Annotated in this window: 23 protein-coding genes; 10 read left to right on the top strand and 13 right to left on the bottom strand. The window is 51.4% G+C overall.

Features of this window, described 5'->3' with window-relative positions; genetic code table 11:
• Positions 1 to 75: 75 nt before the first annotated feature.
• On the bottom strand, positions 76 to 2,607 hold the full coding sequence (acnB, locus tag OMQ46_RS03285) for a bifunctional aconitate hydratase 2/2-methylisocitrate dehydratase (protein ID WP_266235825.1): 2,532 nt from the start codon (positions 2,605 to 2,607) through the stop codon (positions 76 to 78).
• A 133-nt stretch (positions 2,608 to 2,740) separates the two neighbouring features.
• Between acnB and purB the strand changes: the two genes are divergently transcribed.
• The 4 genes from purB to OMQ46_RS03305 are packed head-to-tail and all read left to right on the top strand — an operon-like array spanning position 2,741 to position 6,041.
• Positions 2,741 to 4,108, top strand: a complete 1,368-nt coding sequence (gene purB / locus OMQ46_RS03290; protein WP_266235826.1) for an adenylosuccinate lyase — start codon at positions 2,741 to 2,743, stop codon at positions 4,106 to 4,108.
• A 2-nt stretch (positions 4,109 to 4,110) separates the two neighbouring features.
• Positions 4,111 to 4,617, top strand: a complete 507-nt coding sequence (locus OMQ46_RS03295) for a hypothetical protein (RefSeq protein ID WP_266235827.1) — start codon at positions 4,111 to 4,113, stop codon at positions 4,615 to 4,617.
• Positions 4,614 to 5,405 (top strand): secretin N-terminal domain-containing protein, encoded by a 792-nt coding sequence (locus tag OMQ46_RS03300; RefSeq protein WP_266235829.1) that lies wholly within the window; start codon positions 4,614 to 4,616, stop codon positions 5,403 to 5,405. Before OMQ46_RS03295 ends, OMQ46_RS03300 begins: the two co-directional genes overlap by 4 nt.
• A 12-nt stretch (positions 5,406 to 5,417) precedes the next feature.
• Positions 5,418 to 6,041 (top strand): nitroreductase family protein, encoded by a 624-nt coding sequence (locus tag OMQ46_RS03305; protein ID WP_266235831.1) that lies wholly within the window; start codon positions 5,418 to 5,420, stop codon positions 6,039 to 6,041.
• Here the strand turns inward: OMQ46_RS03305 and OMQ46_RS03310 are convergent.
• The 10 genes from OMQ46_RS03310 to OMQ46_RS03355 form a co-directional block, all read right to left on the bottom strand.
• Complete coding sequence (locus OMQ46_RS03310; RefSeq protein WP_266235833.1) at positions 6,038 to 7,075, bottom strand: GGDEF domain-containing protein; 1,038 nt, start codon at positions 7,073 to 7,075, stop codon at positions 6,038 to 6,040. The two genes, OMQ46_RS03305 and OMQ46_RS03310, sit on opposite strands and share 4 nt — an antisense overlap.
• Before the next feature lie 23 nt (positions 7,076 to 7,098).
• Positions 7,099 to 8,310: an argininosuccinate synthase gene (locus tag OMQ46_RS03315; protein ID WP_266235834.1), complete on the bottom strand. Its 1,212-nt coding sequence runs from the start codon at positions 8,308 to 8,310 to the stop codon at positions 7,099 to 7,101.
• 106 nt (positions 8,311 to 8,416) lie between these two features.
• Positions 8,417 to 9,217 carry a DNA adenine methylase gene (locus OMQ46_RS03320; RefSeq protein WP_266235835.1) on the bottom strand — a complete coding sequence of 267 codons (801 nt, stop codon included), beginning with the start codon at positions 9,215 to 9,217 and terminating at the stop codon, positions 8,417 to 8,419.
• A 99-nt stretch (positions 9,218 to 9,316) separates the two neighbouring features.
• Positions 9,317 to 11,089 carry a dihydrolipoyl dehydrogenase gene (gene lpdA / locus OMQ46_RS03325; RefSeq protein ID WP_266235836.1) on the bottom strand — a complete coding sequence of 591 codons (1,773 nt, stop codon included), beginning with the start codon at positions 11,087 to 11,089 and terminating at the stop codon, positions 9,317 to 9,319.
• Positions 11,086 to 12,435, bottom strand: coding sequence for a dihydrolipoyllysine-residue acetyltransferase (locus OMQ46_RS03330; RefSeq protein ID WP_266235837.1), 1,350 nt, complete (start codon positions 12,433 to 12,435; stop codon positions 11,086 to 11,088). The genes lpdA and OMQ46_RS03330 overlap by 4 nt, the downstream gene beginning before the upstream one ends.
• A 3-nt stretch (positions 12,436 to 12,438) precedes the next feature.
• On the bottom strand, positions 12,439 to 15,093 hold the full coding sequence (gene aceE, locus OMQ46_RS03335; protein WP_266235838.1) for a pyruvate dehydrogenase (acetyl-transferring), homodimeric type: 2,655 nt from the start codon (positions 15,091 to 15,093) through the stop codon (positions 12,439 to 12,441).
• A gap of 263 nt (positions 15,094 to 15,356) precedes the next feature.
• Positions 15,357 to 16,010: a sulfite oxidase heme-binding subunit YedZ gene (locus OMQ46_RS03340; protein WP_266235839.1), complete on the bottom strand. Its 654-nt coding sequence runs from the start codon at positions 16,008 to 16,010 to the stop codon at positions 15,357 to 15,359.
• Entirely contained in the window at positions 15,961 to 16,920 is a 960-nt protein-coding gene (gene msrP / locus OMQ46_RS03345; RefSeq protein ID WP_266235841.1) for a protein-methionine-sulfoxide reductase catalytic subunit MsrP, read from the bottom strand. Before msrP (OMQ46_RS03345) ends, OMQ46_RS03340 begins: the two co-directional genes overlap by 50 nt.
• Complete coding sequence (locus tag OMQ46_RS03350; RefSeq protein ID WP_266235843.1) at positions 16,921 to 17,550, bottom strand: DoxX family protein; 630 nt, start codon at positions 17,548 to 17,550, stop codon at positions 16,921 to 16,923.
• A 72-nt stretch (positions 17,551 to 17,622) separates the two neighbouring features.
• Positions 17,623 to 17,949: a low-complexity protein gene (locus OMQ46_RS03355; RefSeq protein WP_266235844.1), complete on the bottom strand. Its 327-nt coding sequence runs from the start codon at positions 17,947 to 17,949 to the stop codon at positions 17,623 to 17,625.
• A 98-nt stretch (positions 17,950 to 18,047) separates the two neighbouring features.
• On the opposite strand from OMQ46_RS03355, the gene OMQ46_RS03360 reads away from it, so the two are divergent.
• Positions 18,048 to 18,659, top strand: coding sequence for an RNA polymerase sigma factor (locus OMQ46_RS03360; RefSeq protein WP_266235846.1), 612 nt, complete (start codon positions 18,048 to 18,050; stop codon positions 18,657 to 18,659).
• Positions 18,660 to 18,663: 4 nt separating this feature from the next.
• Positions 18,664 to 18,903 (top strand): hypothetical protein, encoded by a 240-nt coding sequence (locus OMQ46_RS03365; RefSeq protein ID WP_266235848.1) that lies wholly within the window; start codon positions 18,664 to 18,666, stop codon positions 18,901 to 18,903.
• A gap of 254 nt (positions 18,904 to 19,157) precedes the next feature.
• Here OMQ46_RS03365 and OMQ46_RS03370 read toward each other — a convergent pair whose 3' ends face one another.
• Both OMQ46_RS03370 and OMQ46_RS03375 read right to left on the bottom strand, forming a co-directional pair.
• Positions 19,158 to 19,397, bottom strand: a complete 240-nt coding sequence (locus tag OMQ46_RS03370; protein WP_266235848.1) for a hypothetical protein — start codon at positions 19,395 to 19,397, stop codon at positions 19,158 to 19,160.
• Positions 19,398 to 19,401: 4 nt separating this feature from the next.
• Positions 19,402 to 20,013, bottom strand: coding sequence for an RNA polymerase sigma factor (locus OMQ46_RS03375; RefSeq protein ID WP_266235850.1), 612 nt, complete (start codon positions 20,011 to 20,013; stop codon positions 19,402 to 19,404).
• A 98-nt stretch (positions 20,014 to 20,111) separates the two neighbouring features.
• On the opposite strand from OMQ46_RS03375, the gene OMQ46_RS03380 reads away from it, so the two are divergent.
• From OMQ46_RS03380 to OMQ46_RS03395, 4 genes are all read left to right on the top strand, one after another.
• Positions 20,112 to 20,438 (top strand): low-complexity protein, encoded by a 327-nt coding sequence (locus OMQ46_RS03380; RefSeq protein ID WP_266235844.1) that lies wholly within the window; start codon positions 20,112 to 20,114, stop codon positions 20,436 to 20,438.
• 72 nt (positions 20,439 to 20,510) lie between these two features.
• Positions 20,511 to 21,140 (top strand): DoxX family protein, encoded by a 630-nt coding sequence (locus tag OMQ46_RS03385; RefSeq protein ID WP_266235843.1) that lies wholly within the window; start codon positions 20,511 to 20,513, stop codon positions 21,138 to 21,140.
• Positions 21,141 to 22,100, top strand: a complete 960-nt coding sequence (gene msrP, locus OMQ46_RS03390) for a protein-methionine-sulfoxide reductase catalytic subunit MsrP (RefSeq protein WP_266235841.1) — start codon at positions 21,141 to 21,143, stop codon at positions 22,098 to 22,100.
• Positions 22,051 to 22,704 (top strand): sulfite oxidase heme-binding subunit YedZ, encoded by a 654-nt coding sequence (locus OMQ46_RS03395; protein ID WP_266235839.1) that lies wholly within the window; start codon positions 22,051 to 22,053, stop codon positions 22,702 to 22,704. The genes msrP (OMQ46_RS03390) and OMQ46_RS03395 overlap by 50 nt, the downstream gene beginning before the upstream one ends.
• Positions 22,705 to 22,868 lie beyond the last annotated feature (164 nt).

The raw sequence follows: 22,868 nt of genomic DNA on the forward strand, positions 1-22,868 counted from the left end.
GCGATTTTCGCTTATAAAAAAAGGCTGTTTTCCGTCAGGAAAACAGCCTTTTTTGTTTTGGTGTATTAACCCGGATCAGCTTGCTACCTGACGATACTCATCCAGTTCGTTGAAGTTGAGATAACGGTAGATTTCCGCCGCCATGGGTTTGATGCCAGCTACCGCTTGCAGATATTCCGCCACCGTCGGGATTTTACCCAAGCTGGCCACCACAGCAGACAGCTCTGCTGAAGCCAGGAATACATCCGCATTGTTACCCAGACGGTTCGGGAAGTTACGCGTTGAGGTCGACACCACAGTCGCGCCGTCAGCAACCCGGGCCTGGTTACCCATGCACAACGAACACCCCGGCGTTTCCGTCCGGGCACCAACCCGACCGAAAGTGCTGTAAACGCCCTCTTCGGTCAGCTGATGCTTGTCCATTTTGGTCGGAGGTGCAATCCACAACTTGACCGGCAGGCTCTTCATGTTTTCCAGTACCTTACTGGCGGCACGATAATGTCCGATATTGGTCATACAGGAACCGATAAACACCTCATCCACCGGCGTGTCCTGCACTGCCGACAGCGGCTTGATATCGTCCGGATCGTTCGGGCAGGCCAACAGTGGTTCAGTGATTTCATTGAGGTCGATATCAATCACCGCGGCGTATTCGGCATCAGCATCCGCTTCCATCAATTCCGGATTTGCCAGCCATTCTCGCATTGAATCGATCCGACGTTGCAGCGTACGGGCATCCTGATAGCCTTCAGCAATCATCCATTCCATCAATGAAATATTGGAGTTAAGGAACTCGATAATCGGCTCTTTGTTGAGTCGCACGGTACAGCCATTGGCACTGCGTTCTGCTGAGGCATCAGACAGTTCGAACGCCTGCTCGACTTTCAGATCCGGCAGACCTTCAATTTCCAGTACGCGGCCGTTAAAGATATTTTTCTTGCCTTTCTTCTCAACGGTCAGCAGACCCTGCTGAATCGCAGCATAAGGAATGGCATTCACCAGATCACGCAAAGTGATACCAGGCTGCATTTCGCCTTTGAAACGAACCAGAACCGACTCCGGCATATCCAGTGGCATCACCCCCAGTGCGGCACCAAATGCGACCAGGCCGGAACCAGCCGGGAAGCTGATACCGATCGGGAAACGGGTGTGCGAGTCACCACCGGTGCCGACTGTATCAGGCAGGATCATCCGGTTAAGCCATGAGTGAATAATGCCGTCACCCGGACGCAGCGATACACCGCCACGGGTACTGATAAAGTCAGGCAGTTCGTGTTGCAGCTTGATATCCACCGGCTTCGGGTAGGCAGCCGTGTGACAGAAAGACTGCATCACCAGATCGGCAGAGAAACCGAGACAGGAGAGTTCTTTCAACTCATCACGGGTCATCGCACCGGTGGTATCCTGAGAACCGACTGTGGTGACTTTGGGTTCGCAGTATGTGTTGGGACGGACACCTTCGACACCACAGGCCCGACCGACCATTTTCTGCGCCAGGGTGAAGCCTTTGCCGGTATCGACCGGGTCAACCGGACGGACAAAAATATCAGATGGCTCCAGGCCCAGCGTTTCACGGGCTTTGTCTGTCAGGCCCCGACCGATAATCAGTGGGATGCGGCCACCGGCACGGACTTCATCAGCCAGTGTAGTCGGACGCATGGTGAACTCACTGATCGTCTCACCGGCTTCGTTGACGATTTTGCCCTCGTAAGGGTAGATGGTGATGACATCACCGCTTTCCATATGCTGGACATCACACTCAATGGGCATGGCACCGGAATCTTCGGCGGTATTGAAGAAAATGGGGGCAATGTTATTGCCGAGAATCACCCCGCCCTGGCGCTTGTTAGGCACGTAAGGCACATCATGTCCCATATGCCAGAGCACCGAGTTAATCGCGGATTTACGAGATGAACCGGTACCGACCACATCACCAACCAGTGCCAGCGGGTAGCCTTTTTCCTTCAACTTTTCAATGGCAGCAATCGGATCATCCATCTTGCTCTGTAGCATGGCTTTGGCATGCAACGGGATATCCGGACGGCTCCAGGCTTCGGTCGCCGGGGACAAATCATCGGTATTGGTCTCACCCGGCACTTTGAACACGGTCAGGGTAATCTTATCTTCCAACTTGGGTCGTGACGTGAACCATTCAGCTTCAGCCCAGGACTGCAGTACACGTTTTGCGTATTCATTGCTGTCCGCTTTTTCCACCACATCATGGTAGGCATCGTAGACCATCAGGGTTCTGCATAACGCTTTCTCAGCGGCTGGCGCAGTCTCTTCAATATCCAGCAGTTCTATCAGAGACTGAACGTTATAGCCGCCCATCATGGTACCCAACAGTTCAGTAGCACGGACCGGCGTAATCAAATCGCATTGGGTATTGCCCTTGGCAATGTCGGTGAGAAAACCGGCTTTGACGTAGGCGGACTGATCAACACCGGGCGGGACGCGGTGAATCAGTAAATCTAGCAAGGTTTCGCTGTTCTCATCACCGGCCTTGAGCGCTTCAATCAGGCTGGAAACCTGTTCAGCATCAAGCGGTAATGGTGGCAGCCCCTGCTGGGCCCGTTCCTCAACATGTGATTGATATTCAGTCAGCACAGATAGTCACCCCAAAAGTTTCCAAATTCAGATGCAGGCATTTTACCTGAAAGCATCTGGAGACCGCGAACTCTGATATAATTTCGTTCACTTTTCTATCTAATCCAATTAACACAGTTTCATCGGAGTATTCATGGATTTAACTGCTTTAACCGCGATTTCGCCGGTTGATGGTCGTTATGCTTCCAAAACCGAAGCCCTGCGCCCGTTTTTTAGTGAATATGGCCTGATGCGTGCCCGCGTCGAAGTCGAACTGCGCTGGCTGCATCTGCTCGGCAATAATGCGGAGATTCAGGAAGTCCCCAAGCTGAGCAGCGAGGCGGAATCCTTTATCAATGACATGATTGCCAACTTCTCGGTCGCAGATGCGCAAGAGATCAAAGATATCGAGCGCACCACCAATCACGATGTTAAAGCGGTTGAATACTTCATCAAGAAAAAATTCAAAGCCAATCCAGAACTGCATGCGGTCAGTGAGTTCGTACACTTTGCCTGTACCTCGGAAGACATCAACAACACCGCTTACGGCATCATGCTGAAAAATGCCCGTGAACAGGTCATTCTGCCGGAAATGGACAATATCATTGCCGCCGTTCGCAAGCTGGCACAGCAGCATGTCGATACCCCGATGATGTCACGCACCCATGGTCAACCGGCCTCTCCGACGACACTGGGTAAGGAGCTGGCCAACGTGGTTCAGCGACTGGAACTGCAACGCACTCACGTCGCTGCGGTGCTGCTCTACGGCAAAATGAACGGTGCGGTGGGTAACTACAATGCCCACTACGCCGCCTATCCCGAGGTAGACTGGCCAATGATGGCGCATGCTTTTGTGACCGGTCTGGGTCTGCGCTGGAATCAATACACCACACAGATTGAGCCGCATGACTACGTGGCCGAACTGTTCCAGGCAATGATTCGTTTCAACACCGTACTTATCGACTTCTGTCGTGACGTCTGGAGCTACATCTCAATCGGTTATTTCAAACAAAAAACCGTCAAAGGCGAGATCGGCTCCTCCACCATGCCGCACAAGGTCAATCCAATTGATTTTGAAAATGCAGAAGGCAATCTCGGTATTGCCAATGCCGTGTTTGATCACCTGGCGCTGAAACTGCCGATCTCCCGCTGGCAACGTGATCTGACCGACTCCACTGTACTGCGAAACCTGGGCGTCGGCTTTGCCCACTCCCTGCTCTCCTACAGCTCGGCACTCAAAGGAATCGGTAAGCTGGAACCGGCACCGGATGTTATGGCTGCCGATCTGGATGCGAATTGGGAACTGCTGGCAGAGCCGATTCAAACCGTGATGCGCCGTTACGGCATTGAGAACCCCTACGAGAAACTCAAAGAGCTGACTCGTGGTCAACGTGTTAACAGAGAAATCATGCAGGATTTCATTGATGGCCTGGAGTTACCGGAACAAGCCAAAGCCAGTCTCAAGGCAATGACACCGGCCACCTACCTCGGTAATGCTGCGGAACAAGCCAGAAACGGATAATCATGACTGAACATATGCCGACTGCCGAAAATAACACCCTGTTGCACTTCGACAGTCGGGATCAGGCTGCCAGGCTGGCACTGGACCTCATCAACGAGGCCCGCCATGAGATCTGTTTTTTCGGTCCCATCATTGATCCGGTTTTCTTTGATAATGACGCGGCAGCGGCAGCACTCAGTGAGTTCGCTCGCCGCAGTCCCCGTACCCGAATCCGCATCGTCGTTCATGACACGCAGAAGAATGTGGTTAATAGCCATCGCCTTCTACCACTGGCGCAGAAACTGACCAGTTCCATCGCCATCCATCTCAGTAGTCACAAACACCGTGATCTGCGTCAGCAATATCTGCTGGTAGATGGCCGTTCCTATCTGTTTTGTCCGGTTGCCGATCGTTATCAGGGAAGGTCTGAAGTGCAGGCTCCGGCCGCAGTCAAACAAATGCAGCAAGAATTTGAAGAAATCTGGAATCAGAGTAAACCCGATATCAATACCAGGCGGCTGAACCTATGAGACTCTCTCTGTTAGTGAGCGCACTGCTGTTATCGTTGTCGGCTTATGCTGAAACACAAATCCACACCATCAATTTAAAACATCGACTGGCATCTGAGGTGCTACCTCAGGTAGAAGCATTCCTGCCCGACGATGCCACAATCACCGCTTATGACAATATACTGATACTGAAATCAGACCGGGCCACACTGGCTAATGTGCAGCAGATTCTGGACAAACTGGATAAACCACAGCAAAGCCTCATCGTCACTGTGACCCGAAGTACAGAAGATTTATCGCAACAACGCGGCAGCAGCAACCGGGTTGAAGTTGAGGCTGGTGAGGATATCAACGCCTCAGTAGGTATCAAGCGCTGGTCCACTCAGGGACGTGATGACCGTGATCAACGCTATCGGGCCCGCACACTGAGTGGTCAGCCGGTGTCGATTTCCCTGGGCGAGGATGTGCCTCAGCAGCAACAACTGGTTTTCATCGGTCCGCGGGGTGTCGCTGTCGCCAATGAAACACGCTACATCAGCACGAGTAACGGTTTCCAGGCTGTACCCACGCTGTTGCCCGACGGTCAGGTCCGGGTTGAAATACATCCTTTCTTCAGTAAGCTATCGCGGGTCGATGGCGACATTCGCAACAGTGAAGTGATCACCACGGTCGTGGGTCAAACCGGTGACTGGCTGGAAATAGGCCGTATCACAGAAAACGCCGAGCGTGAACGTGACGGCGTCACCTACTACCGCAGTCACGGCGAACAGAATCAAATTTTGTATCTGAAAATCGAATTATCCAATTAAGCAAGAGCGAATATGAATGTGAAAGAAGCGATCGTCAGCCGACGGTCTGTGAAACACTACGACCCTGAGCATGAGATGAGTAATGCTGAAGTTCAGGAACTGATGGAACATGCGATCCTGTCACCGACGGCGTTTAATATCCAGCACTGGCGATTCGTCAACGTGGTCGACAAGGACATGCGTGAGCAGATAAAAATTGCCAGCTGGGGCCAGTCACAGGTGACAGATGCTTCGATGCTGCTGGTACTTTGTGCCGACCTCAATGCCTGGGAGAAAGACCCACAGCGCTACTGGCGCAATGCCCCCAAGGAAGTGCAGGACTTTATGCTGCCGGCCATCGAGAACTACTACACTAACCACCATCAGGGCATGCGTGATGAGTGTATCCGCTCAGCCGGTATCGCCGCGACCAATATTATGCTGATGGCACGGGAATTGGGTTATGACTCCTGCCCGATGGATGGCTTTGACTTTGATAAGGTGGCGAGAATCATTAACCTGCCCCACGACCACATTATCGTGATGATGATTACGATTGGTAAGAAACTGCAGGATGCCAAACCGCGTGCCGGCCAACTGCCGCTGGAGGAAGTGCTTTTTACCGATCACTTCCCGGGTAAAGACAATAAGGCCTAGATTATCGGCGGCGGCGCTTCTGAAACGCAGTTGCGCCCTTTGCGTTTAGACATATACAGTGCCCGATCGGCGCGTTGCATGAAGCTCTCGACACCTTCAGTCGGCACATAGCGCGCCACGCCGAAGGAAATCGTGATCTGACCCAGTGATTCATGAGTGTCTTTACGCTGAATACGTTTGGATGCGATTTCCTGACGAATATTGTCGGCGACGGTCTTGGCATTCTGCAGACTGGTATTGAGTAGAATAATCGAAAACTCTTCACCACCGTAGCGTGCGACAAGATCGCGCCCTTTGACGCTGTCCCTCAGTGAATTGGCAATCACCTTCAGTACCTGATCACCGACCAGATGCCCATGCTGATCGTTGATCTCCTTGAAGTTATCCAGGTCACAGAACAACAAACAGACATCGAGCCCACTACTGTCGGCATCATCGGTGACCTTAGCCACCAGATCATCAAAAGCTTTGCGATTGGCTAAACCGGTAAGGGTATCGGTCTTGGCCTCACGCTTGGTGACTTCCAGTTCTTTCTTAAGCTTGTTGACCTCGACCATCGCTGTGTTGAGGCGCTCAGTAAGCAGTTCCCCGTTATTGATGGCCATTCGGGTTTCATTCAGGATTTCATCGACAATCTCATGAATCTGCTGCGGCGTCATGTCCCGGTTGACTTTGGCCATTAACGTATTCAGGTGCTGATTGACCTTGTCATTATGCGCCACACTGCTGCAGACAAAGTTGACCACCTCGCGTAGTAACCGGGCCAGCTCCAGACGCAGTTCAATCACTTCCTGCCGATCTTTTTCCAGGTTGAAAAACTGATCATGCAGTGCCTTGCACTGCGCCTGACTGAGCTCGGGATTGACCGCCAGCATAGACTGGATTTGTTCAGACAACTTCGCGTTGGCGCCTGACACATGCTCGTACCAGACCGCGTAATTATCAGGTGTCATTGGCACACCGTGCTTACGCATCAGTGGCAATGCCAGCCGCATGTATTCAGCAGCTTTGTCTGATAACTCGTTGTAGTCCATCCAGCCTTACCTCGACTCTGTGCTTAACGTTTTTTGTTGCCGGCGATTTTCAGACGCAGTGCATTCAGTTTAATGAAGCCTTCCGCATCTTTCTGATCATAAGCACCGGCATCATCTTCAAAGGTCGCAATCGATTCGTCGAACAGGCTGTCTGTTTCAGACGCTCGGCCAACCACGATCACATTGCCTTTGTAGAGCTTGACTCTGACCACACCGTTTACGGTTTTTTGCGACTCATCAATCATTGACTGCATCATCACCCGTTCCGGTGCCCACCAGTATCCGTTGTAAATCATCTGCGCATATCGTGGCATCAGCTCATCTTTCAGGTGAGCGACTTCACGATCCAGTGTCAGCGATTCAATCGCACGGTGTGCTTTCAGCATGACGGTACCGGCCGGCGTTTCATAACAGCCGCGGGACTTCATACCGACATAACGGTTTTCGACGATATCCAGACGGCCGATACCATTGTCACCGGCGACTTTATTCAAGTAGCTCATCACGGTAGCCGGTGTCATCCGTTCCCCGTTGATGGCGACGATATCACCCTGCTCATAGGTCAGTTCCAGATAAGTCGGCTCATCCGGCGCATTTTCCGGTGATACTGACCAGCGCCACATGGATTCTTCCGGTTCGGCCCATGGGTCTTCCAGAATGCCGCCCTCATAGGAGATATGCAGCAGGTTGGCATCCATCGAATAGGGCGATTTCTTGCCCTGCTTCATTTCCACCGGTATGCCATGCTGTTCTGCATAATCCAGCAGTTTCTGACGCGACAGCAGATCCCATTCACGCCAAGGGGCAATGACTTTGATGCCAGGCTTCAGCGCATAGGCACCCAATTCGAAACGCACCTGGTCATTACCTTTACCGGTGGCACCGTGAGAGACGGCTTCGGCGCCTGTCTCGCTGGCGATCTCTACCAGCCGTTTGGCAATCAAAGGCCGGGCAATGGAAGTACCCAGCAGGTACTCACCTTCGTAAATGGCATTGGCACGAAACATCGGAAAAACATAATCGCGGGCGAATTCTTCACGCAGGTCTTCAATAAAGATTTCCTTGATGCCCAGCGACTTGGCCTTGGCACGGGCCGGCTCGACTTCTTCACCTTGTCCCAGATCGGCAGTAAAGGTCACTACCTCGGCGTCATATTTATCCTGCAGCCATTTCAAAATAACTGAAGTATCAAGGCCTCCTGAGTAGGCCAGCACGACTTTATTAATCTTAGACATGGGCAAAAATGATTCCTGTAAATTGAGGCCCGGCTACCCTTTTCCTGTAACCACAGTTAGCGGTCAACCGGCGCGTTTCTTGAATAAAAAATGAGGCGCTATTGTATCAAAGTCCCTTCAGCGCAAGCACTTCTTTCACTGCCTGACGCTCATTACCTTTGCAGCTGATGAGCCTGGGCGCATCGAGAAAGCGGAGACGAAAACCCAGCTTGCGGTAGAGCTTGAGCACTCTGTCGGTGGCCTGATTGGATAAGATCACCGGCCCGGGATGGCGACTGAGCCATTTAGCCAGCCTTTCCTGGTCGTCCCAGTCAAAACCCTGCTGAGAGTATTGATGAAACGGTGTGTCGTAGGGTGGATCAGCATAGATAAAGTCGTCATCAGCCACTTTCAGTTGTTCAAAGTCGACATTACTGAACTGCCACTGTGATAGCACCGGCTGATAATGACTGAAGTCATCCTGATAGTTGATGGTTTTGTAGCGACCGAACGGGACGTTATAACCACCCTTTTTATTAAACCGGCACAAGCCGTTATAACCGGTACGGTTAAGATAATAAAACAGCTGGGCGGCCATCAGTTTCGAGGCCGGGTCGCCATTGAGACGGTTAAAGGTGTCACGACTCTTGTAATAAACCTTCTCGTTATTGACCATCTCGATATCAATCACCAGCCCCTGTTTGAGATGCTGGTAAAAATTAATCAGAGCCGGATTCAGATCATTGAGCAGTGCGCGCTCGGGATTAAGTCCCAGCGCCACCGACAGACCACCGCAGAACGGCTCGACCAGCCGCTTTTCTTTATGCTGACGCCAGTAATACTGGAGATACTGTATTAACCAGCGTTTGCCTCCAGCCCATTTAAGTGGCGGTTTCAGTGTGTGAGTGTGTTGCTTTTTGACGGCCATGAATACGGGAGAATATCACGCAAAAAAAGGGCATGCTTGCATGTAAAGCAGGCATGCCCTGATTTCATCTGCTCTGGCGGCTGCCAGGTAAATCCAGCATTACTTGGAATGCAGGGTTTTACGCGGAGGCATCAAATCGGTAATGCTGCCCTCTGCCATTTCGGCAGCAAAACACAGCGTTTCCGACAGGGTCGGATGCGGATGGATGGTCAGGCCGATATCTTCAGCATCTGCCCCCATTTCCAACGCCAGCGTGGCCTCAGCAATCAGTTCACCGGCATTCGGTCCGACAATACCGGCACCGAGCAGACGACCTGTCTCTTTTTCGAACAGTGCTTTGGTCAGGCCTTCGTCACGGCCGAGACTGAGGCTACGGCCACTGGCTGCCCAGGGGAAGGCGCCCTTGACGTAGTCGATGCCCTGCTTCTTGGCTTCATCTTCGCTGATGCCCATCCAGGCCACTTCCGGATCGGTATAAGCCACTGACGGAATGGTCATTGGTTCAAACACGGATTTCTGTCCGGCAATCACCTCAGCAGCCACTTTGCCTTCATGGGTGGCTTTATGTGCGAGCATCGGCTGGCCGACGATATCGCCAATCGCAAAGATGTGTGGCACATTGGTGCGCATCTGACCATCGGTGGCAATAAAACCCCAGTCATCGACAGAAACACCGGCAGCTTCGGCATTGATCAACTTGCCGTTAGGAGTACGGCCCACCGCCACCAGGATCTTGTCGAAAGTATCTTCCTCCGGCGCATCTTTACCCTCGAATTTGACCTTGAGGCCTTTTTTCTGTGGTTCGATGCTCGCCACTTTGGTGCTGAGGAAAATATTTTCATATTTATCCTGAACCCGTTTCAGCAGCGGTTTGACGATATCCTTGTCCGCACCAGGAATCAGGCTGTCCTGCATTTCGACAACGGTAATTTTAGAACCCAGTGCGTCATAGACAGTGGCCATTTCCATACCAATAATGCCACCGCCGATGACCAGTAGTCTCTCTGGCACATCTTCCAATTCCAGCGCATCGGTGGAGTCCATCATGCGTGGGTCATCGTGCGGGAAAACAGGGATCTTGGTAACACGTGAACCGGCTGCAATAATGCAGTTCTCGAATGAAATGGTCTTAGTGCCATTTTCACCCTCCACCTGCAGCGTATTAGGGCTGGTGAAGCTGCCTTCACCGTGGACGATGCTGACTTTACGTTGTTTGGCGAGGCCCTGCAGACCACCGGTCAGCTGTTTGACCACACTGTCTTTCCAACCGGCCAGTTCTTTCAGGTTTATTTCAGGCTTGCCGAACTTAATACCATGGCCGCCCATTTCATCGGCTTCATTGATGATCTGTGCCGTATGCAGCAGCGCCTTGGACGGAATACAACCCACGTTAAGACAGACACCACCGATACGCTGATGGCGCTCGACCATCACCACGTTTTTACCTAAATCAGCGGCGCGGAATGCGGCCGTGTAACCACCAGGACCTGAACCCAGTACCAGTACTTCGGCATGCATATCAGCATCGCCTGCTGGCGCAGCGGCTGGTGTCGGTGCCGGCTTGGATTCTGTTTTAGTCTCGGTTTTGCTTTCCTGTTTGGCTTCGGCTGGTTCTTCATCAGACTGTTCAGACTCGGCCACTTCCACAGTCAGAATGACATCGCCTTCACTGACTTTGTCACCGACACTGACTTTCAGGTTGGCGACTTTGCCGCTCACCGTGGAAGGGATTTCCATCGCAGCCTTGTCAGATTCCAGGGTAATGATGTCCTGATTTTCGCTGATCTCTTCACCTTCGCTGACCAGCACTTCAATAATTTCAACGGCGTCAAAATCGCCGATATCGGGGACTTTAACCTCGATTACACTCATAGTAATACCTTCCTGATATCTGACAACATCTGGCTCAACATCACGGTGAAACGGGCACCGGCAGCGCCGTCAATCACACGGTGATCGTAGGAGATGGATAATGGCAGCATCAGACGCGGCTCAAACTCTTTACCGTTCCAGACGGGTTTCATGCTGTGACGGCTGACGCCCAGAATGGCGACCTCCGGTGCATTCACAATCGGTGTGAAAAACTGACCACCGATACCACCCAGGCTGGAAATCGAGAAAGTACCACCCTGCATGTCTTTGGCGCTCAATGCACCATCACGGGCGCGCTGGCTGATTTCACCCAGCTCACCGGCCAGTTCCAGAAAGCCTTTCTTATCGACATCCTTGATGACAGGCACCATCAGACCGTTCGGTGTATCCACCGCCACCCCGATGTTGTAGTACTCCTTCAGAATCAGGCTTTCTTTGTCTTCACTCAAAGAGGCATTGAATTCCGGATAGGCTTTCAGACAGGCGACCACGGCTTTCATGATGAAAACCAGCGGGGTCAGGTTGACGCCGCGATCTTTGGCCATCTGTTTGTTTTCCTGACGGAATTCTTCCAGCTCAGTAATATCGGCTTCATCAAACTGGGTCACGTGCGGAATATTGAGCCAGCAGGCATGCAAGTGCTTGCCGGAAATCTTCTTGATACGTGACAGTTCCTGGGCCTCGATATCGCCGAACTGTTCAAAGTTGACGGTCGGTACCGGTGGGATGGCACTGCCACCCTGAGCAGGCGCCGCTGCTGGCTGGGTCAGGGCATTCTTAACATAACCCTGCACATCTTCTTTAGTGATACGGCCTTTAGGACCGGTACCGGTCACTGAAGTCAGAACGACACCCAGTTCCCGGGCAAAGCGACGCACCGATGGTGAAGCATGGGCCCGGCGGATACCGGACTTGTTATCAGGCGCATAAGGAATCGGATCCTTCAACTGCGGCTCCTGGGAGACACTGCCCGCCTCTGCCGTTGTTGGTGCCGGCGCCTGATCCTGCTTGGGCGCTTCTGCTTTTTTCGGCTCAGCAGGTTTTTCTTCTGCTTTGGGCGCTTCAGCAGGCTTTTCTTCCTGCTTGTCTTCTGCAGCAGCGCCACCGGCGGCCTCAACCAGTGCAATCACCGTACCTTCACTGACCCTGTCACCAACGGAAACTTTCAGTTCCTTGATTACCCCGCCCTTGTCGGCCGGGATTTCCATCATCGCCTTATCAGACTCTACCGTGATGACTTCCTGGTTTTCATCAATGCTGTCGCCCTCGGCAACCAGCACTTCAATGATTTCAACGTCTTCGAAGTCACCAATATCGGGTACTTTAATTTCAATCAAATCTGCCATTGTTTATGCCTTAACCGGGTTCATTGCATCCGCTTTGATGTCGTATTTCTTGATCGCATCAGCGACAACTTCAGGCTTGATTTCGCCCTGCTCTGCCAGCGTGCTCAAGGTAGCCACGACAACGTGATAGCGGTCGACTTCAAAGAAACTACGCAGTTTCTCACGGGTGTCGCTGCGGCCAAAGCCGTCAGTGCCCAGCACAGTAAACGGCGCTTTAACCCATGGGCGGATTTGCTCAGCATAGATGCGGATATAATCCGTTGCAGCAACCACAACACCCGGCTCGTCATCCAGGCATTCAGACACGTAACTGCGTTTCTTGTCAGCACCCGGATGCAGGCGGTTATAACGATCAACTTCCTGACCGTCACGGGTCAGCTCATTGATGCTGGTCGCGCTCCAGACGGTGGCAGCCACTTTCCAGTCTTTTTCCAGCAGTTCTGCAGCCGCTTCCACTTCACGCAGGATAGTGCCGCTGCCCAGCAGTTGTGCTTTCAGCTTATGCTTACCACCCGCTCTGAGTTTGTACATACCTTTGATGATGCCTTCCTCGGCACCTTTTGGCATTTCAGGGTGCTGGTAGTTTTCGTTCATCGCGGTGATGTAATAGAAAACATTCTCCTGCTTCTCGTACATACGTTTCATACCGTTATGTACGATAACCGCCATTTCATAGGCATAAGTCGGGTCGTAGCTGACACAGTTCGGAATCGCGTTTGCCATCAGCAGGTTATGACCATCCTGATGCTGCAGACCTTCACCATTCAGGGTAGTACGACCGGCAGTACCGCCAATCAGGAAACCTTTGGCCTGCATATCGCCGGCCAGCCACCACAGGTCACCGACCCGCTGGTAACCGAACATGGAGTAATAGATGTAGAACGGCACCATGTTTACGCCATAGTTGGCATAAGCGGTTGCCGCAGACACCCACTCGGCCATGGAGCCGGCTTCGTTGATACCCTCTTCCAGGATCTGGCCTTTGGTATCTTCGCGGTACCACATGACCTTACCGGAATCTTCCGGTTCATATCGCTGACCGGATGAAGAGTAGATGCCAATCGAGCGGAACAGGCCTTCCATACCAAAGGTACGGGCCTCATCCGGTACGATAGGCACGATGTTCTTGCCGATTTTCTTGTCGCGAATCAGGGCGGTGAGAACGCGGACAAAAGCCATGGTGGTAGACAGTTCGCGATCACCACTGGATTTCAGTACGGCATCAAAGGTTTTCAGCTCAGGAATTTCCAGTGCCGGTGCATCGTGATTGCGTTTAGGCAGGAAACCACCCAATTCTTCACGACGTTCCAGCAGATATTTTTTCTCAGGACTGTCATCTTTGAGCTTGATGAACGGAATTTCATCAATGTCTTCATCGGAAACCGGAATATTGAAACGGTCACGGAAACGCTTCATCTGTTCGATTTCGAGTTTCTTCTGCTGGTGCGTGGTGTTCTGACCTTCACCAGCTTCGCCCATACCGTAACCTTTTACGGTTTTCGCGAGAATAACGGTCGGCTGTCCTTCATGCTCAACAGCACGTTTGTAAGCAGCATAGATCTTACGAGGATCATGGCCACCACGAGACAGGTGCCAGATGTCCTCGTCGGTCATATCGGAGACCATTTCCAGCAGCTCAGGATATTTGCCGAAGAAATGCTTACGCACATAAGCACCATCTTTGGCTTTGTAGTTCTGGTATTCACCATCGACCACTTCTTCCATGCGCTTGAGCAGCAGACCTTTGGTATCGCGGGCCAGCAGTTGATCCCAGCCACTGCCCCAGATCACTTTGATGACGTTCCAGCCGGCACCACGGAACAGGGCTTCCAGTTCCTGAATGATTTTGCCGTTACCACGTACCGGGCCATCAAGGCGCTGCAGGTTACAGTTAACAACATAAATCAGGTTGTCGAGTTTTTCACGACCCGCCAGCGTGATCGCACCCAGCGACTCCGGCTCATCCATTTCACCGTCACCCAGATAAGCCCAGACATGGCGACCTTCGGTGGCGACGATTTCACGGTGCTGCATGTATTTCATGAAGCGCGCCTGGTAGATGGCGAGAATCGGACCCAGCCCCATTGATACAGTCGGGAACTGCCAGTAGTCCGGCATCAGCCAGGGGTGAGGGTAAGAAGACAGACCATTGCCGTCCACTTCAAAACGGAAGTTTTCCAGTTGCTCCTCGGTCAGGCGACCTTCCAGGAAAGAGCGGGCATAGATGCCGGGCGCCGAGTGGCCCTGGAAGAAGACCATATCGGAGCCGTTGCCATAATCATCCCCTTTAAAGAAGTGATTGAAGCCAACGTCGTACAGGGTGGCGGCGGATGAGAAGCTGGCAATATGACCACCGACAGATCCGGGTTTCATATTGGCTTTAACCACCATCGCCATCGCATTCCAGCGGATATACGATCTTAATTTATGTTCCATCGCCTGATCGCCAGGGATGCGTTCTTGCTGATCGACCGGAATCGTGTTGACGTAGGCGGTGTTGGCGCTATACGGCAGGTTGATGCCGGTGCGGCGTGCCATATCAATGAGTTTCTCAATGATATAGTGCGCTTTTTCATCACCACCGGCCTCAATCACAGACTCGAGTGCATCAAGCCATTCCTGAGTTTCCTGTGGATCGTGATCGACAAAATCAGTCATAAATACCTTCTTTAATCATTACGCGATGAGTATCAGCGGGACATTGTAACAGTTTTTGTTCAAAATCATCTTCACAACACCCTGCTGAGACAGGCTGAATGCCGCTCAATGCGAAGAAAAATCTTTACTGGCAAATATTTATCAAACAGCAGCGATTCTCAACAAGATTAAAAATTGTTGTGAATCTGCTTGTTGGGAAAAACGGGGAAATGTGGACTGCCTGACGACGATATCAGACATCATCTCCACCCTTTAAGGCTGACTCAGCTTTTTTGTCGCGCCGCGTGCACCAGGCGCACTCCCAGCAATCCGGTGAGAATCACAATGTAGACTACCGGCTCGCGGATATCGGCCTTGACCAGCATGAGGAAATGCACACAGGCTGCGGCGGCAACAAAATAGGACAATCTGTGTAATTTTTTCCAGCGACGGCCTCCCATACGCTTCACCATTTTGTTCGTGGAAGTCATCACTAAAGGCAACAGTGCGACAAAGTTGATGAAGCCGACGGTAATAAACGGGCGTTTGATGATATCGCGCCAGATTTCACTCCAGTCGAAAAACTGATCCAGCCCCAGATAGAGCAGCATATGCACCGTGGCATAGAAAAAGGCAAACAGCCCCAGCATGCGACGAAAACGAACAAGCTGATTGAGCCCGGTCAACCAACGCAACGGAGTGACACAAAGCGTTATCAATAAAAAGCGCAGCGCCCAGAGCCCACTCAGACGTGTGACCGTATCAATCGGATTGGCCCCAAGCTGATGACTGAAAAAACCCCAGACCATGTAGACAAAAGGCCATAAACAGAGCAAGAACAGTCCTGCTTTGAGGTGGCTGACTTTGATCAGCTTGTGCTTGTCTTTGCTAGAAATAGCGTTTGAGGTCCATGCCTGTATAGAGCTCAGCAACGTCATCACCATATCCGTTAAACATCAGCGTATCGCGTTTGAGAAACTCGCCGATACGACGCTCTTTGCGCTGGCTCCAGCGCGGATGATCCACATTCGGGTTTACGTTGGAATAAAAACCATACTCGCTGGCATTGGCTTTAACCCACGCGGTGTAGGGCATTTTCTCGACAAAACGAATGCGGACTATCGACTTGATACTCTTGAATCCATACTTCCAGGGCACCACCAAGCGAATCGGCGCACCATTCTGTCCCAGCAGTTCTTTACCATAGAGGCCCACAGACAGGATGGTCAGCGGATGCATCGCTTCATCAATACGTAGCCCTTCCACGTATGGCCACTCGAGTACATCACGACGCTGTCCGGGCATCTGCTCCGGGTCATACAAGGTAGTGAACTCGACAAATTTGGCTTTTGAGGTCGGCTTGGCCTGCTTGAGCAGCTCTCCCAGCGGGAAACCAATCCATGGGATCACCATAGACCAGCCCTCCACACAGCGCATACGATAAATACGTTCCTCCATGGTGAAGGGTTTGACCAGATCGTCGTATTCAAATACGCCCGGGTTCTCGCATTCCCCGTCTATTTCCACGCGCCAGGGCTTGGACTCATCGGGGAACTCGGTGGCATAAAGAGACGGCGCCTCTTTACTGGTGCCGAATTCATAAAAGTTGTTGTAGGTGGTAATCGCCTCAAACGTCGTTTTTTCTTCGTCAGTGGAAAACTGGCTTTTTTTCAGGGTTTCATAGACCTTGAGTTCGTCGACCGGTTTGGCAAGCCCTACTGAGGGCAATGCCGAGGCGAGGCCCACCGAAATGGCGGTGTTGAGAAACTGTCTGCGATTTTTATAGACCTGATAATCGGTGACTTCTGACTCGGGCAGGTCCCAGGATTTTTTGCGTTTGATAAACATCTAATCACCTCGATTTTGCCGGCATTGATGCACAATCCAGTAATCCAGACTCAAATACTTACCGGCACCGATAAAAAACAGCGTCAGCAGCATGACAAAGTAAGTCGCGGCGAACTCAATGCCATTGTTCAGCACAACAAAACTACCGGTTTCAGCCAGCCAGTCGTAATTGCCATGTTCCTGCAGAATGCTGCGAGCTTTCTCCAGTCTATCCATGGCGCCGTCAAGATTATCTGAAGGAAAAGCACTCATGCCGTCGTGGATTGCCTGCCAGCCGTTTTGCCAGTGCACAGTGACCGCAGCGACGACCATCGTGATCATCAGGGGAATCGCCATCCAACGCACCGCCAGGCCCAACAACAAGGCAATAGCACCGAAGTACTCAGCCCCCCAGGCGAGATAGGCCATCAGCTCGGGAAAGGGTAATCCCAGGCCCCAATCCGGGTTGGCAAACCAGTTGATGGTGTTTTCCAGCGAGCTGTCAGCATCAAACGGATTCCATTTGTTGTTGGCAGCCACCCAGAACACCGGAACCAGATAAAGTCGTAACAGCAGTGGCGCAAGAAAATCGACACCGCGGGTTTTATCCAAGCCATTTTTCAGAGTACAGCCGAGGCGAGTCAGTATCATGATGATGCTTCCCTATGAAAGGATAAGGGCTCTGATGAGCCCTTATCCGTCTATCAGATGTGGGCGGTTGGTTTACTTGTTACCACCACACTTGGCTTCACCACACTTGCCTTCATCCATTTTTTTGTCGCCGCCACATTTACCTTCTTCGGCTTTTTTATCACCGCCACATTTGGCTTCGCCGCATTTACCTTCTTCGGTTTTCTTGTCACCGCCACACTTGGCTTCACCACATTTGCCTTCTTCAGCATGATGTTCTGCCAGTTGCATATAGCCGTTGGACAGTTCCTGAGCAGCAAAGGGGTTCTCAGCACTGGCGATGCTGGGAGACAGTGCCAGACCAGCAGTCATAGCAGCACTGGCAGCGATTGCAATAGAGGTTTTCTTGCTTGTAGCCATGGTTATATCCTTCTCGTTGTGAAACAAAAAACAACCGGCCGCGCATGAGCCAGTCCTGCTACCATAGACTTTTATGTTCGGTGATTGTTACAAACAGAATGAAAAAAATTGCCTCAGCCGAGCAAATGGACGAACAAACGCTGATTACAAAGCTGATTGAGGGTGATGGTGACGCCTTTGAATTTGTCGTTGGGCGCTACCACAGCATCATGCTCTCGGTCGCCAGAGCGATAATCGGTGAAGCCTTTGCAGATGACGTGGTGCAGGAAGCCTGGATATCCGCTATCCATGCCCTGCCACGCTTTGAAGGCCGATCCAGTCTTAAAACCTGGCTGCTACAAATCACGGGTAACAGTGCCAAGAGCCGTTTGCGACGTGAGCGTCGGCAATTGTCTCTGGATGATGGCTGGCAGGCCGAGCCGGATGAGAAGTTCGATAAGCGCGGACATCGGATTGATGATGTGCTGCCATGGAATATTGAGACGCCCGATGCTCTGCTGGAAAACGAACAACTGAGACAAGTCATCGAAGACACGTTTCAGGCATTACCCCCGCATCAACGGGCCGTGCTGACTATGGCAGATATAGAAGGTCTGAAGATGGCAGAGATNTGTAACATTCTGGATATCTCTGCGTCCAATGCAAGAGTCNTCCTGCACCGTGCACGGACCGCCTTACATCATAGTATTGAAAAGTATCAGGATCGCTAGCTAAATGTTTGAATGTAAAGACGTCGCTGAAGAAGCCAGTAACTATCTGGATGGTGATTTGCCATTAGCGAAGCGGATTGGTCTGCTGCTGCATCTGATGTATTGCAGCTGCTGCCGTCGTTATTTACAACAGTTACGTCAGACTATCAGTACTGTGTCTGTCCTGCGTCCCCAGGAACAACACCAGACTGATACGCAGGCGCTGGCAGAAAAACTGCGTGCGATATCTAAAACTGAGTCCTGAATTTTTTATACGCAAATTGCACTGGATAATGAATAACCACAGAGGCACAGAGAACACAGAGTCAATAATAGCTATCCGCAGATTCCACCGATTTCCACAGATTAAATTAAACGATGGCAACTGCAGGATGTTTCAACTCGAGTGATTCCAGTCAGGACAATCTGCGAACATCTGCGAAATCTGCGGATTAATATTCTTTATAACCTGTGCCTCTGTGGTTATTCATTATCCAGTGCAATTTGCGTATAAAAAATTCAGGACTCAGTTTTAGATATCGCACGCAGTTTTTCTGCCAGCGCCTGCGTATCAGTCTGGTGTTGTTCCTGGGGACGCAGGACAGACACAGTACTGATAGTCTGACGTAACTGTTGTAAATAACGACGGCAGCAGCTGCAATACATCAGATGCAGCAGCAGACCAATCCGCTTCGCTAATGGCAAATCACCATCCAGATAGTTACTGGCTTCTTCAGCGACGTCTTTACATTCAAACATTTAGCTAGCGATCCTGATACTTTTCAATACTATGATGTAAGGCGGTCCGTGCACGGTGCAGGAGGACTCTTGCATTAGACGCAGAGATATCCAGAATGTTACAGATCTCTGCCATCTTCAGACCTTCTATATCTGCCATAGTCAGCACGGCCCGTTGATGCGGGGGTAATGCCTGAAACGTGTCTTCGATGACTTGTCTCAGTTGTTCGTTTTCCAGCAGAGCATCGGGCGTCTCAATATTCCATGGCAGCACATCATCAATCCGATGTCCGCGCTTATCGAACTTCTCATCCGGCTCGGCCTGCCAGCCATCATCCAGAGACAATTGCCGACGCTCACGTCGCAAACGGCTCTTGGCACTGTTACCCGTGATTTGTAGCAGCCAGGTTTTAAGACTGGATCGGCCTTCAAAGCGTGGCAGGGCATGGATAGCGGATATCCAGGCTTCCTGCACCACGTCATCTGCAAAGGCTTCACCGATTATCGCTCTGGCGACCGAGAGCATGATGCTGTGGTAGCGCCCAACGACAAATTCAAAGGCGTCACCATCACCCTCAATCAGCTTTGTAATCAGCGTTTGTTCGTCCATTTGCTCGGCTGAGGCAATTTTTTTCATTCTGTTTGTAACAATCACCGAACATAAAAGTCTATGGTAGCAGGACTGGCTCATGCGCGGCCGGTTGTTTTTTGTTTCACAACGAGAAGGATATAACCATGGCTACAAGCAAGAAAACCTCTATTGCAATCGCTGCCAGTGCTGCTATGACTGCTGGTCTGGCACTGTCTCCCAGCATCGCCAGTGCTGAGAACCCCTTTGCTGCTCAGGAACTGTCCAACGGCTATATGCAACTGGCAGAACATCATGCTGAAGAAGGCAAATGTGGTGAAGCCAAGTGTGGCGGTGACAAGAAAACCGAAGAAGGTAAATGCGGCGAAGCCAAATGTGGCGGTGATAAAAAAGCCGAAGAAGGTAAATGTGGCGGCGACAAAAAAATGGATGAAGGCAAGTGTGGTGAAGCCAAGTGTGGTGGTAACAAGTAAACCAACCGCCCACATCTGATAGACGGATAAGGGCTCATCAGAGCCCTTATCCTTTCATAGGGAAGCATCATCATGATACTGACTCGCCTCGGCTGTACTCTGAAAAATGGCTTGGATAAAACCCGCGGTGTCGATTTTCTTGCGCCACTGCTGTTACGACTTTATCTGGTTCCGGTGTTCTGGGTGGCTGCCAACAACAAATGGAATCCGTTTGATGCTGACAGCTCGCTGGAAAACACCATCAACTGGTTTGCCAACCCGGATTGGGGCCTGGGATTACCCTTTCCCGAGCTGATGGCCTATCTCGCCTGGGGGGCTGAGTACTTCGGTGCTATTGCCTTGTTGTTGGGCCTGGCGGTGCGTTGGATGGCGATTCCCCTGATGATCACGATGGTCGTCGCTGCGGTCACTGTGCACTGGCAAAACGGCTGGCAGGCAATCCACGACGGCATGAGTGCTTTTCCTTCAGATAATCTTGACGGCGCCATGGATAGACTGGAGAAAGCTCGCAGCATTCTGCAGGAACATGGCAATTACGACTGGCTGGCTGAAACCGGTAGTTTTGTTGTGCTGAACAATGGCATTGAGTTCGCCGCGACTTACTTTGTCATGCTGCTGACGCTGTTTTTTATCGGTGCCGGTAAGTATTTGAGTCTGGATTACTGGATTGTGCATCAATGCCGGCAAAATCGAGGTGATTAGATGTTTATCAAACGCAAAAAATCCTGGGACCTGCCCGAGTCAGAAGTCACCGATTATCAGGTCTATAAAAATCGCAGACAGTTTCTCAACACCGCCATTTCGGTGGGCCTCGCCTCGGCATTGCCCTCAGTAGGGCTTGCCAAACCGGTCGACGAACTCAAGGTCTATGAAACCCTGAAAAAAAGCCAGTTTTCCACTGACGAAGAAAAAACGACGTTTGAGGCGATTACCACCTACAACAACTTTTATGAATTCGGCACCAGTAAAGAGGCGCCGTCTCTTTATGCCACCGAGTTCCCCGATGAGTCCAAGCCCTGGCGCGTGGAAATAGACGGGGAATGCGAGAACCCGGGCGTATTTGAATACGACGATCTGGTCAAACCCTTCACCATGGAGGAACGTATTTATCGTATGCGCTGTGTGGAGGGCTGGTCTATGGTGATCCCATGGATTGGTTTCCCGCTGGGAGAGCTGCTCAAGCAGGCCAAGCCGACCTCAAAAGCCAAATTTGTCGAGTTCACTACCTTGTATGACCCGGAGCAGATGCCCGGACAGCGTCGTGATGTACTCGAGTGGCCATACGTGGAAGGGCTACGTATTGATGAAGCGATGCATCCGCTGACCATCCTGTCTGTGGGCCTCTATGGTAAAGAACTGCTGGGACAGAATGGTGCGCCGATTCGCTTGGTGGTGCCCTGGAAGTATGGATTCAAGAGTATCAAGTCGATAGTCCGCATTCGTTTTGTCGAGAAAATGCCCTACACCGCGTGGGTTAAAGCCAATGCCAGCGAGTATGGTTTTTATTCCAACGTAAACCCGAATGTGGATCATCCGCGCTGGAGCCAGCGCAAAGAGCGTCGTATCGGCGAGTTTCTCAAACGCGATACGCTGATGTTTAACGGATATGGTGATGACGTTGCTGAGCTCTATACAGGCATGGACCTCAAACGCTATTTCTAGCAAAGACAAGCACAAGCTGATCAAAGTCAGCCACCTCAAAGCAGGACTGTTCTTGCTCTGTTTATGGCCTTTTGTCTACATGGTCTGGGGTTTTTTCAGTCATCAGCTTGGGGCCAATCCGATTGATACGGTCACACGTCTGAGTGGGCTCTGGGCGCTGCGCTTTTTATTGATAACGCTTTGTGTCACTCCGTTGCGTTGGTTGACCGGGCTCAATCAGCTTGTTCGTTTTCGTCGCATGCTGGGGCTGTTTGCCTTTTTCTATGCCACGGTGCATATGCTGCTCTATCTGGGGCTGGATCAGTTTTTCGACTGGAGTGAAATCTGGCGCGATATCATCAAACGCCCGTTTATTACCGTCGGCTTCATCAACTTTGTCGCACTGTTGCCTTTAGTGATGACTTCCACGAACAAAATGGTGAAGCGTATGGGAGGCCGTCGCTGGAAAAAATTACACAGATTGTCCTATTTTGTTGCCGCCGCAGCCTGTGTGCATTTCCTCATGCTGGTCAAGGCCGATATCCGCGAGCCGGTAGTCTACATTGTGATTCTCACCGGATTGCTGGGAGTGCGCCTGGTGCACGCGGCGCGACAAAAAAGCTGAGTCAGCCTTAAAGGGTGGAGATGATGTCTGATATCGTCGTCAGGCAGTCCACATTTCCCCGTTTTTCCCAACAAGCAGATTCACAACAATTTTTAATCTTGTTGAGAATCGCTGCTGTTTGATAAATATTTGCCAGTAAAGATTTTTCTTCGCATTGAGCGGCA

It is taken from the genome of Methylophaga sp. OBS1, assembly GCF_026319365.1.